Origin of the sequence: Oculatella sp. LEGE 06141 (genome assembly GCF_015207605.1) — a bacterium.
Taxonomy (GTDB): Bacteria; Cyanobacteriota; Cyanobacteriia; order Elainellales; family Elainellaceae; genus Oculatella.
In genome coordinates, this window is the sequence record NZ_JADEWO010000027.1 from 1 (window position 1) to 15971 (window position 15971).

15 protein-coding genes, 1 tRNA gene and 1 pseudogene are annotated in these 15971 nt (G+C 52.4%); 4 read left to right on the top strand and 13 right to left on the bottom strand.

The annotated features are described in order from the left end of the window. Together IQ268_RS17845 and IQ268_RS17850 are read left to right on the top strand one after the other, a co-directional pair. A pseudogene (locus tag IQ268_RS17845) lies at positions 1-764 on the top strand (hypothetical protein); the annotation flags it as partial. Between the two features lie 106 nt (positions 765-870). Further along, a tRNA-Gly gene (locus IQ268_RS17850) sits at positions 871-941 on the top strand. Between the two features lie 100 nt (positions 942-1041). Here IQ268_RS17850 and IQ268_RS17855 read toward each other — a convergent pair. From IQ268_RS17855 to IQ268_RS17870, 4 genes are all read right to left on the bottom strand, one after another. Further along, complete coding sequence (locus IQ268_RS17855; RefSeq protein ID WP_193881906.1) at positions 1042-2262, bottom strand: toll/interleukin-1 receptor domain-containing protein; 1221 nt, start codon at positions 2260-2262, stop codon at positions 1042-1044. A gap of 157 nt (positions 2263-2419) precedes the next feature. Next, a complete protein-coding gene (locus IQ268_RS17860) occupies positions 2420-3124 on the bottom strand; it encodes a hypothetical protein (RefSeq protein WP_193881909.1) in 705 nt (234 codons plus the stop codon). A gap of 136 nt (positions 3125-3260) precedes the next feature. Then, positions 3261-3911 (bottom strand): biopolymer transporter ExbD, encoded by a 651-nt coding sequence (locus tag IQ268_RS17865; RefSeq protein WP_193881912.1) that lies wholly within the window; start codon positions 3909-3911, stop codon positions 3261-3263. A 62-nt stretch (positions 3912-3973) separates the two neighbouring features. Next, the gene (locus IQ268_RS17870) at positions 3974-4675 is read right to left on the bottom strand and encodes a MotA/TolQ/ExbB proton channel family protein (protein ID WP_193881915.1); all 702 of its coding nucleotides are present in this window, start codon (positions 4673-4675) and stop codon (positions 3974-3976) included. Between the two features lie 252 nt (positions 4676-4927). Between IQ268_RS17870 and IQ268_RS17875 the strand changes: the two genes are divergently transcribed. Continuing rightward, positions 4928-5245 (top strand): YkvA family protein, encoded by a 318-nt coding sequence (locus tag IQ268_RS17875; protein ID WP_193881918.1) that lies wholly within the window; start codon positions 4928-4930, stop codon positions 5243-5245. Between the two features lie 168 nt (positions 5246-5413). On the opposite strand, the gene uvsE is transcribed toward IQ268_RS17875, so the two are convergent. From uvsE to IQ268_RS17890, 3 genes are all read right to left on the bottom strand, one after another. Beyond that, positions 5414-6355, bottom strand: a complete 942-nt coding sequence (uvsE, locus tag IQ268_RS17880; RefSeq protein ID WP_193881921.1) for a UV DNA damage repair endonuclease UvsE — start codon at positions 6353-6355, stop codon at positions 5414-5416. A 47-nt stretch (positions 6356-6402) separates the two neighbouring features. Then, positions 6403-6618 (bottom strand): DUF2945 domain-containing protein, encoded by a 216-nt coding sequence (locus IQ268_RS17885; protein WP_193881924.1) that lies wholly within the window; start codon positions 6616-6618, stop codon positions 6403-6405. Between the two features lie 61 nt (positions 6619-6679). Then, entirely contained in the window at positions 6680-6817 is a 138-nt protein-coding gene (locus tag IQ268_RS17890) for a hypothetical protein (RefSeq protein ID WP_193881927.1), read from the bottom strand. 135 nt (positions 6818-6952) lie between these two features. On the opposite strand from IQ268_RS17890, the gene IQ268_RS17895 reads away from it, so the two are divergent. After that, positions 6953-8788 (top strand): glycoside hydrolase family 15 protein, encoded by a 1836-nt coding sequence (locus tag IQ268_RS17895; protein ID WP_193881929.1) that lies wholly within the window; start codon positions 6953-6955, stop codon positions 8786-8788. A 62-nt stretch (positions 8789-8850) separates the two neighbouring features. On the opposite strand, the gene IQ268_RS17900 is transcribed toward IQ268_RS17895, so the two are convergent. From IQ268_RS17900 to IQ268_RS17925, 6 genes are read right to left on the bottom strand one after another with little or no spacing between them, the layout of a single operon-like run. Then, positions 8851-10959, bottom strand: a complete 2109-nt coding sequence (locus tag IQ268_RS17900) for a glycosyltransferase family 9 protein (RefSeq protein WP_193881931.1) — start codon at positions 10957-10959, stop codon at positions 8851-8853. Beyond that, positions 10956-11783: a glycosyltransferase family 2 protein gene (locus IQ268_RS17905; RefSeq protein WP_193881933.1), complete on the bottom strand. Its 828-nt coding sequence runs from the start codon at positions 11781-11783 to the stop codon at positions 10956-10958. Before IQ268_RS17905 ends, IQ268_RS17900 begins: the two co-directional genes overlap by 4 nt. An 8-nt stretch (positions 11784-11791) precedes the next feature. Continuing rightward, complete coding sequence (locus tag IQ268_RS17910; RefSeq protein ID WP_193881935.1) at positions 11792-12970, bottom strand: glycosyltransferase family 9 protein; 1179 nt, start codon at positions 12968-12970, stop codon at positions 11792-11794. A 51-nt stretch (positions 12971-13021) separates the two neighbouring features. Beyond that, the gene (rfaE2, locus tag IQ268_RS17915; RefSeq protein WP_193881937.1) at positions 13022-14500 is read right to left on the bottom strand and encodes a D-glycero-beta-D-manno-heptose 1-phosphate adenylyltransferase; all 1479 of its coding nucleotides are present in this window, start codon (positions 14498-14500) and stop codon (positions 13022-13024) included. A gap of 39 nt (positions 14501-14539) precedes the next feature. After that, positions 14540-15148 carry an HAD family hydrolase gene (locus IQ268_RS17920; protein ID WP_193882119.1) on the bottom strand — a complete coding sequence of 203 codons (609 nt, stop codon included), beginning with the start codon at positions 15146-15148 and terminating at the stop codon, positions 14540-14542. Positions 15149-15174: 26 nt separating this feature from the next. Next, positions 15175-15900: an SDR family oxidoreductase gene (locus IQ268_RS17925; protein WP_193881940.1), complete on the bottom strand. Its 726-nt coding sequence runs from the start codon at positions 15898-15900 to the stop codon at positions 15175-15177. Positions 15901-15971 lie beyond the last annotated feature (71 nt).

The following is a 15971-nucleotide window of genomic DNA, read 5'->3' on the forward strand; positions in this document are numbered from 1 at the left end:
ATGACAGGTTGACTCCACCCGCCACCCCAGCACCGCCCACTCCAGTATCACCAACACCATCGCCAGAAGCGACGGTGCCGCCTCGCCCCCTGCCTTCACCCACTCCTGTCCCGGCGCAACCATCGCCTGAGCCGTCCCCAACGCCGGATGCCAGCGTTCCCGAACCAGCTACCGGAGCGCCATCCCAACCCGGTTCCGGTTCAAATACGCCCGGATCGTCCCAACCAGAGGAACCGGGGCAAGGGTCGGGTTCTGCCACAGTCGATGATCCTGAGCCGCCAGCACCATCGCTACCCGACCTGCCGCCCGTTCCCGAAATTGGCTCTCGTCCACCCGCTACAGCTCCGGTGGATGAGCAGGAATTACCGGAGGTCGAAGCAGAGGCGGAGCCTGTTCCGGCCAGTCTAATGGCAACCTTGAGAGTGTCTTCACTTCCAGCCTCTGCTAACCCAACTGATATTCCCGATGAGCTAGCTGCACCGCGCCAGGAAAGCGAACCTATTTCGGCTGGGGCTATTGGCTCTACCTGTCCGGCACTGGAGCCAGAGATTGTGCAATATTTAGGTCAACCGATCGAATTTCGGATTGCCGTTGACGATCAAGGCCAGGTTATCTATACCGAGGTTAGCCAATCCAGCCAGAGTGACGCTTACGATCAGTTGGGAGCCTGTTTGGTAGAGCAGTGGCAGTTTTATCCTGCCGTTACAGACGAACAGCCAGTTTTTAGCAATCTCATTGTTGTGCTGCAAATTGACGAAGAGTGACCCTTTGGCAGCTATTTTCTAAATTTCTGGCTTGACCGCCACAAAAACGTGATATCCTAGGAAAGGCTTGAGCGAAATGTTCTAATGACGCGATCGCCTCTAGTTTGCGGGTGTAGTTTAGTGGTAAAACCTTAGCCTTCCAAGCTAATGATAGGGGTTCGATTCCCCTCACCCGCTTATATAAACTCCTCACACATCAACAATTCTCAATAAGGGCTGATTTACTTCATCTGTAGAATCGAAGGCAGACAGATTTAGAGTTGAAAGAGAGATAACGCTAATAGTGAGGCAATTTCCGAATAAGGTAGGTAATAACTTCTTCTAGTTGTTTGATGCCCTCATTGGATAAGCGGCGAGGCGATTCTGGTATGATGCAATTTAAGGCCGTCTCGTAAACATCAATGTCATCATTGAAAACTAAAGGGAGTTCTAGCGAATCTAAAATTGTAGTTCTTCCCCAGGTTAAGCAATGACTGATTCGTTCTAGCAACTTTTCAATTAAGAGATGGAAATTTTCTTTCTCTAAGGAAGTGCGATTCTGCAAATTTGGATGTGCGCTCAATGCATATTCAGTTATGTTTTTTGCAGTTTGCGATCGCGTTTGATTCAACCAATCAACCACGTCTTTTCCATCACTAAGGTTGATTCTCAGGTTCCGAATAATTTCAAGTTGCTTTTCAAGTAGAATCTTTTCGTTGTTACTATCTCTTTCGGGTGGATAGTGACCTAATATACTTTGAGCAGATGTGCTTAGATTTTCTAATTTATTTGCTAGAGACTTTTCTACATCTGCAATCAACGTCTCGGCCTTTTGAGCTATCTCTTCAAGATCTCGATTAAATAATTTGATTCGAGCCTTCAAGTCGTTAAACGTTTGTTCTTGCTCCGGGGAAAGTTGATTTTCTTTACTGATTCTTTCGATAGATTCTAAGCTTGAGTTAGTTTTTTCTACCATCCCAGAATCTAATTCTAAGATGTGTAAAGGCTCTCTTTCATCAGGATTGCTCTCTGGCGATATGTTGCGGCTATTCCCACCATCAGGTTGAGAAAGTTGATTGGTGGGTGTGTTGTTGCGATCGCCAGTAGATAACTCGTTCAAATCTCGAATCAGGGCTGCAAACCCCGAGGAGTAGACTTGTTCTGTACTGAGATTGTGGTGGTGAAAGTTGATAACCTCATCAGGCAATCCTTTCAGCCCATCAAGTTTGTCCCAAGACACTATCAGCAGCGATTTCACTGGCTTTTGAAGCGTCAGAGCAGCTTCTATCTCCCATCTCACATGTTTAGAAGCAAACGAACCCGGAGTAAGTAACACGATCACTCCATCTACCGTTCGTAGTGCTTCACGAACTTGCTCTTTCCAAGCTTGGCCTGATCGCATCTCTTCGATATCTCGCCAAACACCAAAACCCGCCCGTTGCAACTCTTCTCGCAGTCGATCCGCTGCTGCTTTCCCATCAGCACGAGCATAAGAGATAAGGACTGTGACGTTGGGCATGTAGGCGGCTTATCAGTTCAGATGTGACATTTTTCTGGTTATAGCTCAATCAGAATGACTTGTTTCTATTTCTCCGAGAAATTAATCGGCACCTTTGCAGAAGCGGTATCAGAAACTATCCACGGTGCGTGATCGCGTATCTACGCAACCCGATGCATCAATACGGCGGTTCTGCGGGGCCTTCATAGCCACACATGCCTAAACGTGGCGAATTAATCAGAGGAATCGGCTCACCATAGCTATCGTGGGGGTGGGTTTCGGCATGTTCATCACACAAAACACCCCACGTCTCGTCTTCATACATGCATTCTATGCAGAGATGGGTCGCTGGCTTACCACACTCAATACACTGTTCTTCGGGCATATTGTTGCGTGCCATCAGGGCGATCGCCCGTGACGTAGTCGGGATTCCTTCTCGCGTCTCGACCAGCTTGACTAGGGTTTCCGACGAGGTGCCGAAATCGTAGATGTGGGTGAGTTCTCCGCCCGCTTGAAACACGTCGCCAATCTTCCGCCGCATTCCAACCTCGTTGGCAAACGCACCGCCCAACGAAAACTGGCTCATGTGTCCACAACACTCCAGCCAAATGGCTCGCAGGTAATTGTCTAGATCCTTCAACGTTTTGGAACCGCGCATCTCTAGATCCAGCCAGTAGTCCTTCCGATAGGCATCCTGCACCCGAAGATGATAGAGCGTTTCACTGGTTTCTGTCTTTTTAGCCCTGGCTTTGGTGTTCGTCTGTGCAGCCGTCATCGCCTCCTGACGCTGTGTGCAGGTCGTGAGGTGTTTCGTCATCCCTCCCTTGGCCATTTCTTTGCCGCAGTAAGCACAGGTTCCTTTGGATTGCTTGCGTTGAGCCACAAATATCCCCCCTGTTTTGAAGTAGATGCTAGATAGGTTTCGTGATAACTGCTTCGATCGCGGCAGGTCAACGCAGTATCTACTTTTACAGTACTTCAGAGAACGTTAGTGGAACCCTATCAGCAATCCAAAGCATTTAGTTCGTTGGTTGAGGAGAAGGATTGACCCCCGGTTGTGCTGGTGAAGGTGCAACACTACCCGGAACGCCGTTCGATGGAGCGGGTATTGTATCCAGGCCAGGAAATAAATCCTGGTTTGGATTAAACGGATTGGGTTGGGTAGGGGTATTAAACGGGTCGGTTGCGTTGGGGTTGAACGGATCGGCGGGAAGCGTCGGGGTACCTGGCGCAGAACCAGGGGTTTGCGGCTGTGTTGGAGCAACTCCTTCGGGCAACGTGGCTAAAGCGACGCGATCGCCCCCAACCGAGCGCAACAGGTCTAACACGCTCACCACTTCGTTGTAGCTGGCGAGGCGATCGGCATACAGTACCACCAACCCTTCTGGATTAACCTGCTGGTAATCTAACAGCGTTTGATAAAGCTGGTCGCGGGTAACAGGCTCTTGTTCAACGTAGGCTTGACCAATAGAGTCAACGGCAACCATCAAGGTTTCGCGCATCTGGGTGGTACCCGTCTGTGCCTGGGGCAAGTCCACATTAATTCCAGGTTGGCGAGTCAGGGTTAGCGCTCCCAGGATAAAGAAAGTAAGGATACAAAAGACCACATCAATCAGCGGAACAAGTTCAATCCGTACATCTGGTTCAGCCGTTTCTAAGTCAATTTTCATTACACGCCACGGATGTAGAAATAAATAAAAAGGGAATGAAAATAGAGACCATCGCCCGTTGATTAGCCAGTGGTTTCTGCTCCCTCAATTCTAGAATCGGGCGGAACCACCGCCTCGGGTTTCACAAGGGGGCGATCGCCACGGGCAGACCAGGCTCGGCGGTACATCAGTTCTAGCTCGTTACCAGACTGGCGAAAGATTTTGGCTTGCCCAAACAAAAAGCCCTGAAACAAGCGGTAAAACGACAGGCTAATAATAGCCACAATCAACCCTGTAGCAGTACTAATCAGCGCCTCTGAAATTCCCAGGGTTACGCCTGCCGTCGAGTCGGTTCCCAAATCTCCCAGGCGGACGGTGCTGAGTGAAGTAATTAAGCCCAACACGGTACCCAACAGCCCCAATAATGGCGCAAGGGCGATCGTTGCTTCCAGAATTTTGTCGCCACGCCGCATCGCCACCAGTTCTTCATCGGCAGATGCCTCCAGCGCCAGTTGAAACACTTCTGGATCGGAGTCCAGTAAATCTAACGCCGAATAGAGAACACGACCGATCGGCTGGTTATTCGAACGACGGGCAATTTCGGTTGCCGCTCCCCAATCGCGCCGCGCCGCTTCAATCACTCGGCCTGCAATCTCTCGCTCGTGGGTCAAAATTCTTGACCAAAACCAGAGCCGCTCAATAATGGTGCTAAGCGCCAAAAAAGAGAGAAACAGCAGCGGCCACATGGCGATGCCGCCTCTGGCGAATACCTCAGAAATGTTCACGTTTTGTTTTACCTCCGTAGACTCCCTAGGCTAAGCTCAGCTTTGGTTAGCACTGAGTCGCGCTAAAGCATCTCAATTTTAGAAACTGAACTGCCCCAATCACCAAACTTCAATCTAAATCGGATTGACCCAATTTCGGAAGAAATGTTCTGCTGATGAGTGCAATGACTGATCTTACATGGGACGGATATCTACACCCGAACTAAATCGCTAAGCTTGTCAGAATTAAAGAGTGATTTGAGGTCAATCCTAATGAAAATTTCAGTGCAATCGATTTATGAGTGGTACGGCAAGCTGATTCGTGATCCAAAGTACCGTTGGTGGATTGTTCTGGCAACCCTAGCATACTTGGTCAGCCCGATTGACCTCATTCCCGACTTTTTGCCGATCGCAGGTCAACTCGATGATGTCTTTATCGCATCACTGCTGTTTGCGGAAGTGTCGCAAATGCTAATTGGCAGAATCAAAGACCAGCGGGGCACACGCTCAACTGGCTCGGCTGATGATGCGTCGTCCGGGTCTACCAAACAGGCTTCAGCCGTTGACGTTGAAGCCGTTTCCGCTGAATAAGGCTGCACAAAACGCGATTAGCACAGCCGCGTTAGATCTCTAAACCAACATTAATAGCGCACATTGTAAAAGCCTGCGGCTCGTGGAAGAGTTTCAGGCTTTTGTGCTGCAAGCAGAACTCTAAAGATCAGGGAGTGGATCAGCGTTGTAACAGGGGTAGATGTTGACTCAGATCGCTGGCTGAACGGCTTGCATCTGGGGCTGTTCCCCCGATCGCAGCAAGGTTGGCAGCCATTCCTGTTGCAATTTAGCGATCGCCTCTTCTTTCAACTTGGCTTCAATTTCAATCCAGGCAACATCCCGATAGGCGCTGGGCATGGCAAAAATTAAACCGCTATGTTTCTGATCGTGGAAGGCGCTCTCGCCGTTGGAAATGTGAACTAACTGCCATTCAGAATTTTCCCAGGTAGTGCGGGCGGCAGCCAGGTAGGTGGCTACGCTGGGATGCTCGTAACTGTCTACCTGGGCATGAATCACATGGTGGTGAGCATCAAACACCATTGGCACTCCAGCGGCGCGGCAGATTTCCAGAATGGACTCTGCCCCATAGGTATACTCGTCGTTTTCTAACGTCAGGCGTAGCCGAATCGGGTCGGGTAAGTCACGAATGACGCTAATTAACCGCTCCGATCGCCCTCCTTTACCGCCGTGGATATTCATCAACGCCCAGGGCGATCGCGGCAGACCAAGCAAGTCCATCACACGAGCATGGGTTGCCAAAATCTTGATGCTGTTGGTCACCACGTCCGGACGGTCGGAGTTGAGTACCACAAACTGATCGGGATGCAGCACTAACCGCATTCCCAGGGCAAGGGCGCGATCGCCCACTTGCCGCATGTCATCCGCAAACTCCGTCAGCACATCTTCCCCCAGGGCATCATCGGCAAAGGGAAACAAGTTAGACGGCATTCGGTATAGCCGAATCTGGTGAGCCTGACAGAAGTCGATCGCAATCCTCAAGCGGCGCAGGTTCTCTGCATAAAGATGGCGCAAAACTCGCTGTTGTTCGGCGGGTTCAAGCGACAGCAATCGCTTACGGGTTGTGGTTTTATACCGCACCTGGTTGGAGGCAGAGATACAAACCAGCCCTAGTTCTGGTAGTGGTTTCATTTTAATTTGCTTGGTTTGTGCCCTGAGTTGGCAGGCAATCAGGGGGCTTAACTCTCTAGCTTTTTCAGCGCATCGGGTTTGTGAGCGGCTTCCTTACCCGTTTTCTCGCTCTTGACCAGATATTGCGGATTGTCTTCAGACGCAGCGACGTGGTTGCTTTTGATGTCAATCGGCTCGGTCAATTTTTTGACGATGGTTCCTTCCGTCTTACCCTGGGGCGTGTTCCATTCAACGCGATCGCCCTTCTTAAATGCTTCAGTCATACCGTGTTGTCATGCGTCAATTACTGTCCTCTAAGGTATTGAGTTTTGTGTGATCACACCTCTATCGCATGACTTTAATTGTAAACACCCAGGGGGGATGCCATTTTGACGAGCGATCGCCCTTCTGCTTACCTGGTATTTGCTCTCCATCCGCATCCTGCCAAAGTGAGATGCTTTTCAACGGTGAGTCGGTCACCATACCAGATGCAGTGCCGATTTTAAACCATCGGATTTGGAATATCGGATTCAGAGTTGGGGTTGAACCATCGAACGGTTTGTTCCCTTTTTGAAGGTTCTACACCAGCCCACGTTCAAGTATCGCAGGAGTTGCAACATGGCATATCAACCGATTGAAAATTACGGCATCATCGGTAATATGCACACTACGGCACTGGTGGGGTTAGATGGCGCGATCGACTGGTTTTGTTTTCCCCGCCACGACTCGCCCAGTGTGTTTGCAGCGCTGTTGGATGAACATAAAGGCGGTTCATTCAAAATCTTTCCGACCACAAACGGTTTGACTCATAAGCAGTTTTACTGGCCGGAAACGAACGTATTGATGACTCGGTTTCTGTCGTCATGCGGAGTGGGCGAAATTGTTGACTTTATGCCCGTTGGGCTTCAGCCAGACGAGCGCGGGTATCACTGGTTAGTGCGGCGAGTGCGGGTGATTCGCTGCACCATGACCTTTCGCATGGAATGTCGTCCAGCGTTCAACTATGCCCGTGACCCACACGAAACGCACATCACCGAAAACGGAGCGCAGTTTAAGTCACCGAACTTAAGCCTGGGACTAGTCACCGATCGACCGCTAACGCCCATAGAGGGAGGCATTGCAACCGAATTTACACTGGAGGCGGGTGAAACAGCCGTATTTGTGTTGCGGGAGTTAAGCCCCAAGGAAGGCTGCGGTATGCCACTGGATGAACTGGAAGCCGAAGGGCTGTTTGAACATACAGTTGAGTATTGGCGCAAGTGGGTGAGCCAGTGTACCTATACCGGGCGATGGCGCGAGATTGTGGAGCGATCGGCACTGGCGCTGAAACTGTTGACTTACGAACCGACGGGGGCGATCGTGGCTGCTCCTACCTGCGGCCTGCCCGAAGAGATTGGCGGTAGCCGCAACTGGGATTATCGCTACACCTGGATTCGAGATGCGGCCTTTACCCTATACGCACTACTGCGAATTGGCTTCAAAGAAGAAGCGGCACAGTTCATGCAGTGGATCGAGCAACGGTGTCATGAGTTGGAGCCAGACGGTTCCTTACAAGCGGTTTATGGCATCGACGGACGGCACAATTTAGAGGAAGAGGTACTGGATCATCTGGAGGGGTACAGGGGGTCTGCTCCTGTTCGGGTTGGAAACAACGCATACAAGCAACTTCAGCTCGATATCTACGGCGAGTTGCTGGATGCAGCTTACCTGTACAACAAGCACGGTGCGCCCATTTCCTACGATTTGTGGACGTACCTGCGGCGGCTGGTTAACTGGGTGTGCGATAACTGGCAGCAACCAGACGAGGGCATCTGGGAAGTGCGGGACGGGCGACAGCACTTTGTCTATTCCAAACTGATGTGTTGGGTGGCGATCGATCGCGGTTTACGGTTAGCCGACAAGCGATCGTTTCCTGCCGATCGCGATCGCTGGCTCAAGACGCGAGATGAGATCTATGAGGAGATCATACGCAATGGCTGGAGTCCCAAACGAGAAGCCTTTGTACAGCACTATGGCAGCGATTCGCTGGATGCCAGCGCGTTAATTATGCCGCTGGTGTTCTTTCTCTCTCCCTCCGATCCGCGCATGTTGGACACGCTCAAGGCAACGTTGCGATCGCCCTCGCAGGGAGGGTTGGTGTCGAACAGTCTGGTTTACCGATACAACCTGGAGGACGCTTCCGATGGCCTGGACGGTGGCGAAGGGACGTTTAACTTATGCACCTTTTGGCTGGTGGAAGCCGTTACCCGCGCTGGACGGATTTATCCAGAGAGGTTAAGCGAAGCAAGGTTAATGTTTGAAGAAATGCTGAGCTATGCCAACCATCTGGGGCTTTATGCCGAAGAAACAGGGCACAGCGGTGAGGCGTTGGGCAACTATCCGCAAGCCTTTACGCACCTGGCGTTAATTAGCTCGGCCTGGAATCTGTCGCGCGCCGTTCGCGAAAAGAATTAATCGGCACGCTGTCTGATGGATTGGAGTGTGATGGATTAGGGTCTGATGAATTAGAGTCGGTGTCATGCCGTTTGGGCAACAGACTGAGATGCATCAGCGGTCAGCAAATCGAGTGCGGCAGCAACAACGGCTTCTGGCGAAATATCCAAGCATTGCTGCTCGTAGGGACAGTTAAAGGCGTAACACGGACTGCAAACAGTGGAACGACGCAACAGGCGCGAGGGGCTATGGCGGGGTTGCCACTGACATTCCTGTTCGGTACCTGCAAACAGAATGACGTTGGGCGTTTGGGTGGCATCGGCAATGTGCATGGTGGAGGTGTTGTTGCTGAGGACTAGACTGGCGGAGGCAATCAGAGCAACCAGCTCAGACAGGCTCGTTTTACCAATCAGGTCGATCGCCCCTTCTCCTAAAATAGTCAGCAGCGATTGAGCGCGATCGCGATCGGTTTCAACTCCCGTCACCACAACCGCCCATCCGGTGAGTTGGCTTAACTGCCGAGCCGCCACGGCAAAGCGATCGGGTTCGTAGTTGCGCGATTGACAGCTCGTCCAGGGATTCAGCAGCAGATAGGGTTTGGGGATAGGCAGACGCAGAGGCGGGATGTGGAGGCAGAGACGGCGATCGCTCACCGGAAAGCCAACCGCTTCAATTAACCGTAAGTTGCGATCGACCTGGTGAATGTCATCTGGAGCCGGAGACACCGCATGGGTGAGCGTGCCGCTGTCTCTTTCCTTCGATTCACCTAACCGCAGCGGGATTCCTGCCAGGGCACAGGCCAGAGCTGGCGGATGGGGACTCTGGCTAAAGCTGGTGAGAATCACAGCAGCATCAAACTGACGCTGTCTCAACGTCTCGATCAGGTTCCATTCGCGATCGGGGTCAAAGCTCAACCGTCCCAAATCTTGCCATAGGGTACGCCATATCAACACATCATCCACCCACGGCAACAACGGTGCTGCGAGCGACCCGGATGGGCTGGCCATCAGCGTCAGTTTGGCACTGGGTAAATTGGCCTTGAGCGATCGCAGCGTTGGGCTGGTCATTAGCACGTCGCCAATGTTATCAAGACGGAGGACGAGCAGATTACGAACGGCATCCCAGGCTGGCAGACCTGGTGCAGTATGGCATGGGGCGAAGCTAACCTGTTGGGGTGGCGGTGATGATGGGTGAGGGGTGGCTAAGAGGTGAGCCGCCGCACCCAACACATCATTGGGGGAAATGGCTTCTAAACAGGTATCCCACTCAAAGGGACAGTGACCGCTATACCAGCACGGCTGATCGGTGAAGTTGCTGATGTTCCGCTCTGGACATTCTGGAAAGCCTTGCAGGTTGATGTGAGGGGCAGGTTGCCCATAGCGGCCATGCCATGCGGGGCCAAACAGGGTAATGGTGGGGACGGTCAGCGCGGCCGCAATTCGCGCAATTCCAGTATCGGCGGCAACCACCAGATCGGCTTCAGCCAATGCTGCTGTCAATAGACGCAGCGAGCCGCGCGGCCATAGCCGCGCCGAGCCGCCGATCGCCTTCACCATGTCTGCCGCCGATTGCGCCTCGGCTCCAGCCGTTACCACGATTGTGGCCTGATAGCGCCGCTGCAAGGCTTGCCCTAACTCAATAAAGCGACTGACCGACCACCGCTTAATGGGCATCCCGGCATCGGCACACAGGAACACCAGTGGACGATATGCCGCACCCAGAGCTTGATGGGCGATCGCCCGTTCGGTTGCCCTGAGGTGAATTTGTACAGCATCAGGCTCGATGGCATCGGCAGCAATCACCCCATCTGCTTGCAGCAATTGTACAAACCGATCGCTAACCAACTGGTTGGGCGGAGGCGAGCGCCACAGGTTATCAACCACCTGCGTTGCGCCACTGCTACGAATCGCCTCGGCAATGCCATCGTAGTTGGTATCAGACACAATCAGATCAAATGATGCACTCGCCAGCAAAGCATCGACCGAGGCTCTGGCGCGATCGCGTTGGGCACAAATGACCCGATGCACCAGCGGATCAAATTGCAGTAGCTCATGGCCGGGGGCAAAGGTGAGGACGGTGAGCGTTGCGCTGGGATGCGATCGCCCCAGTGCATGAATGGCAGGTAGAGCCATGACTAAATCGCCAATGCCGCCTAATAGTTCAATGAAGAGAATGCGTTCAATTCTACTCATGTTTGCAATTGATACTCCTCAACGGGCAATAGATGGGGAGCGTCGTGTTGGCGATCGTGAATGGTAGTAGGCAGCTCTTGATGATACACACCAGACGGCATCATTCCACAGCCGCCATACCGTGCCATTAGCCGCAATTGCACCAGGACATCCTCGCCGCAGTGGTTAGGTGGCAGGTCTTTCCAGAAGCTAAACCCACCGAGCGATCGCAGTTTTGCCGTATCGTACAGGACACATCCCGCAATCCAGGCCACACGATACGTTCGCACCTCATTGGGCGCGAGGTTCATCTGCTGTTGCACGTGATATAAATTAGCGGCATTGTGCAGTTGGTATCGCTCCCAGGCAGGTGTTCCCGACGTGACGAGTTCTGGCTGAACTGCACCGTCCCAAAATTCGACCGTTTGTTGATGGGGACGAACATCATCACAGAAGCTTAGCCCAATCATGGCAGACCCAACAAAACCGCACCCTTCGGCTTCAATTGTGGTTATGAGGCGATCGATTACCCACGGTTCCAAAATCAAATCATCGTCCAGGCACAAGACATAGGGAGCCGTGGCCTGGTGCAATAGAAACTGCCGCTGTTCGGCAATGCCGTGGCGCGGCAAGTGTTTGTGCGTGACAACGGTATGACCATGAAGCTGCAAAACCCGCAGTGCTGCCTGTACTTCGCCTGTTTGCAATGGGTTACTGTCTTCAGTTTGATCGGAAATAATGATACGAAAATCACGATAGGTTTGGGCACACAGGCTGGTCAGGGTGACAGCGATCGCCGCTGGACGGCAATAGGTGGGAATAAGAACATCAACAGTGGCAGCCATGATAAAACTTAGGATAACGATGAAGGTACAGCAGACATAGGCAGCGGCATGTCCGTTAATGGGTTGGAAACGTGAGGCCGGATCAGTGACAATGGATCATTGCCGAGCGCTGAGGCCCTCTCTGGCTGACTGTCCTGTAATAGCTCTAGCGCAGCTTGCACAACCGATTCTGGTTCAACTAAGCGCAAGCAATGATGGTGAACTTCAGGACAAATGCTCTTGTAGCAAATGCGGCACGGTACATCGTGAAATAAAACGCGATTGGGCACGCCCCACGGCGTATGTTGGGGATTGGTGAGGGCATACAGGTCAACAACCGACGTTCCCACGGCAGCCGCCATATGAACCGGGCCAGTGTTGTTGGAAATCAATAATGGAGCGATCGCCAACAATGCAGTTAACTCCGCTAAGGTGAGGCGATCGACCAATGACACGGAAGGCATGTCCATATCACGGCGAATCGACTCAACCAGCCCTTGCTCTGGCTGTGTGCCTGTAAACACCACCTGGATTCTTAGCTCAGATAGGTGACGAGCGGCGATCGCAAACTTCTCTGGCGGGTAGCGGCGCGAGGGAGCCGTGGCACCGGGATGAATCACCACCCAGGGGCGATCGAGCTGAATGCCAACTTCAGTCAGCAGAGACTGAACCCGCTGCCGTGCGGCAGGAATCACCGTCAATGACATGGATTCATCTTCGAGTGTGGAACCCACATGCGCCACTAAATCCAATTGCCGTCGAACTTCATGCCGAATCTCTGTCTCTGGTTCAGGATCTTTGATCCAATCCGTTAGTAATTGATAGGGGTTCTCATGACAATGAGCCAGCCGCAGCGGAATATCGGCCATGTAGCACAAAAAAGCGGATGGCAGCGGGTTTTGGCTGTACACCGTGAAGATAACGGCGGCATCAAACCTGGCCTGCCGCAACTGTTCAATCATGGCCAATTCGGGGGCGCTGTTGATCCGTGGTGCGGTTGCCTTCAACCAGGGCGAATCATAAACAATTAGATCATCCACAGGAACGAGTGGGGCGATCGCGGCTCCGGCAGAAGAGGTCAACAGGGTAATGCGCCGACCGGGTACCGAGGCTTTCAACGCCCGCATGGCTGGTGTGGTCATGATCACATCGCCAATGGTATCAAGCCTCACACAAAGGATGTTTGTAGCGGTTGTCCAGTCAGCCATAGGAAGCGGGAGGTAATGAACAGAGTAGAGAGCCAGTGATAACAGAAATGATCAATGTTGTATTCCAATTTCCGAGGCGGGAACGGCTCGGATCTGTTGAATGAGCTTTGTTGTGGAGCGATCGCCAACATACGGCAGAATTCTCACTTCACCCCCTAGCGCTTCTACGACTGAGGCTTCTGGCAGGGTGTCTCGCGTGTAGTCACCCCCTTTAACAAACAGGTGAGGACGCACTACCCGAATCAGTTCACAGGGAGTAGCTTCGGCAAAGGGAATGACGTAATCTACACAGTCGAGTGCGGCCAGCAGCGTCAGGCGATCGCTCAATGAATTAATGGGGCGATCGGCTCCCTTTAAAGCACGAACACGTTCATCGGTATTAACGCCAACCATGAGAATATCGCCTAACGCTTTCGCCTGAGCCAAATAAGTGATATGTCCCGGATGCAGGATGTCGAAACAACCGTTAGTTAAGACGATGCGATGTCCCTGGCGACGGTGATGTTGAACGCAGGTCATGACATCAGCATAGGTACCCAGTTTGCGGTCAGCGATCGCCGCTGGCGCGAGGGTATTGACATCACAGGTTGTTGTACCCGGTTGGGCAATAACAAGCCGGGTGGCGTGTGCGGCGATCGCTGCCGCGGTTGGGGTAGACGCACCTCCAGCCAGAGCCAATGTTAGAGCGCTAATGAAGGTATCACCTGCCCCTGCGGTTTGGGCATCTGGTACCGGCTGCGTTTCGGTACGGTAGGGAGGCTGTCCTTGTTCAAAGACAATGGCTCCCTCTCGATCGAGCGTCACCGCAACGATGGCAGCACCCGTCAATGAATGGAGGCGATCGCCATAGGGACTCAGTTGGGTTGCCCGGTCGGCTTCCTGTTTTGGTAGACCTAATAACCGCGTCGCTTCATCATAATTGGGTTTAACTGCTGTAGCTCTAACCTCACGAAAGCGATTGAGTTGACGGGAATCAATCGTCAATGTCTGGGGATATTGGGCATATAGATCGGATATGGCTTGAATCACTCGCGGTGTCAATATTCCGTAATTGTAGTCAGAAATGACCACCGCATCGCAGTCAGGCATCAGTTGGGTTAACCGCTCAATGATTTGTGCTTCAAGTTCAGGCGCGATCGCCTCGGTACTGCCCTGGTCAAAGCGCAGCAGCAGTTGAGCGTTAGCCAGCACTCTTTGTTTTGCCAGGGTCGTTCGTTGAGGAGCGGCAATCAATGACGCCGTAGACAGTCCCCGTTGCTGCAAAAGGGAGTGCAAGCGATCGCCCTCCGCATCGGCTCCAATCACCGAGAGCAAGTGAACGCAACCTCCCAGGCTGTGAAGATTGGCTGCGGTGTTAGCGGCTCCTCCCGGATAGTCCTGGCGATCGCGCAGGGCAACCACTGGAACCGGGGCTTCCTGGCAGAGGCGATCGGCGGTGCCATTTAAATAACAGTCGAGCATGGCTTCCCCGATCACTAAAACCGTGAGCGACTTCCAGGTATCAACTAAAGTAGACCAGGTTGGAGTCATGCAACGCCTTTGAAACGTCATTCAATGAACACATCAGAACTAAACCGATAAAGCTGGATAAGGGGGTGCAGCAGGTAATGAGGGCTGGCGATCGATCGCTAAAATGACATTGGCTGCATCCATCAAATTAAGAACGACATGATGGGGTAAGCGTGATCGGCAGAGGTGCCATTCGGTTTCATTGCCGTTGTCAATTAAAATGGTGCGACAACCTGCCGATCGCCCTGCTTCCACATCATTGAGAATGTCTCCGATAAACCAGGCGCGAGTCAGATCAATGGCGTGTTCCTGAGCCGCTTGCAACAGCATCCCCGGTTTTGGCTTGCGGCACTCGCAATCCAGCGCATAGGCCGCAACGGTACCCGCCGCATGGTGCGGGCAATAATAGAATCCGGCCAGCGTTACCCCCACCGCAGCAAGGCGATCGCGCAATGCCATTTCAACACCTGCCAACTTCTGTTCGGGAAAGTAACCGTGAGCCACTCCGGATTGATTGGTGATAATAAAGATGCGGTAGCTGGCATTGAAGAGCGATCGCACCGCTTCGATCGCTCCTTCACAGAACTGGATCTTGCTGGGGTCAACGTTGTAGGGCACGTTTTCAATTAACGTCCCGTCTTTGTCCAAAAAGATGGCTCTTTCCGGCATCATGGATACTGCTAAACGGTCATTGATTACGGCCACGATCCCTCTCTCATGGGTAGAACCATCACTTCTGGAATCACGGTTTCAGCCGGTTGCATCAACACATACCGAACCGTATCGGCTACATTTTTTGGATCTTGTAAAATGCCTGGATCGATATCAGGGAAGCGATCGAGCAAGAAAGGAGTCCGCATTCCTCCGGCAACAATGGCCGTAACTTTGACACCGTGCGGACGTGCTTCCACATGCAGAGAATGGCTCAAGCCCATCAACCCCCACTTGCTAGCATGATACACCGAGGCATTTGACCACACCCGTTTTGCTGCTGTAGAGGCAATGTTAACAATGTGGCCGCTGCCCTGCTGTTTCATCAACGGCAAAATCGCTTTGGATAAGACAAACGGGGCACGCAGGTTCACGCTCATCACCTTATCCCAATCCTCAATGGACAGTTCTTCAATGGGTAAGGTGACATCGGTTCCGGCATTGTTGATTAAGATGTCGATTTTGCCGTATTGATCCATGATTTTTTGAATCACGGTTTCAACCTGCTGTTCGTCTGTCACGTCTAGCGGCAGGGCGATCGCCTCCATTCCGTTTTGGCGAAGGTCGTGCGCCACGGCTTCGGCTAAATCGATCTGAATATCGGCGGCAATGGCGATCGCGCCCGCTTCCGCTACCGTTTGACAAATAGCGGCTCCTAAACCTCGTCCGCCCCCGGTTACAAGAGCCACTTTTCCGCTCAAATTATCCATTAATGAAAAACTCCTGATACAGGTAATGGTCAATAATCAGTGATCAATGGTCAATGGTCATGCTGCTGCCT

Excerpts from the sequence above, each read along its gene's own strand:
- IQ268_RS17855 (WP_193881906.1), bottom strand. The coding sequence starts at position 2,262 with ATGCCCAACGTCACAGTCCTTATCTCTTATGCTCGTGCTGATGGGAAA.
- IQ268_RS17865 (WP_193881912.1), bottom strand. The coding sequence starts at position 3,911 with ATGAAAATTGACTTAGAAACGGCTGAACCAGATGTACGGATTGAACTT.
- IQ268_RS17875 (WP_193881918.1), top strand. The coding sequence starts at position 4,928 with ATGAAAATTTCAGTGCAATCGATTTATGAGTGGTACGGCAAGCTGATT.
- uvsE (WP_193881921.1), bottom strand. The coding sequence starts at position 6,355 with ATGAAACCACTACCAGAACTAGGGCTGGTTTGTATCTCTGCCTCCAAC.
- IQ268_RS17885 (WP_193881924.1), bottom strand. The coding sequence starts at position 6,618 with ATGACTGAAGCATTTAAGAAGGGCGATCGCGTTGAATGGAACACGCCC.
- IQ268_RS17890 (WP_193881927.1), bottom strand. The coding sequence starts at position 6,817 with ATGGTGACCGACTCACCGTTGAAAAGCATCTCACTTTGGCAGGATGCG.
- IQ268_RS17895 (WP_193881929.1), top strand. The coding sequence starts at position 6,953 with ATGGCATATCAACCGATTGAAAATTACGGCATCATCGGTAATATGCAC.
- IQ268_RS17900 (WP_193881931.1), bottom strand. The coding sequence starts at position 10,959 with ATGAGTAGAATTGAACGCATTCTCTTCATTGAACTATTAGGCGGCATT.
- IQ268_RS17905 (WP_193881933.1), bottom strand. The coding sequence starts at position 11,783 with ATGGCTGCCACTGTTGATGTTCTTATTCCCACCTATTGCCGTCCAGCG.
- IQ268_RS17910 (WP_193881935.1), bottom strand. The coding sequence starts at position 12,970 with ATGGCTGACTGGACAACCGCTACAAACATCCTTTGTGTGAGGCTTGAT.
- rfaE2 (WP_193881937.1), bottom strand. The coding sequence starts at position 14,500 with ATGACTCCAACCTGGTCTACTTTAGTTGATACCTGGAAGTCGCTCACG.
- IQ268_RS17920 (WP_193882119.1), bottom strand. The coding sequence starts at position 15,148 with ATGCCGGAAAGAGCCATCTTTTTGGACAAAGACGGGACGTTAATTGAA.
- IQ268_RS17925 (WP_193881940.1), bottom strand. The coding sequence starts at position 15,900 with ATGGATAATTTGAGCGGAAAAGTGGCTCTTGTAACCGGGGGCGGACGA.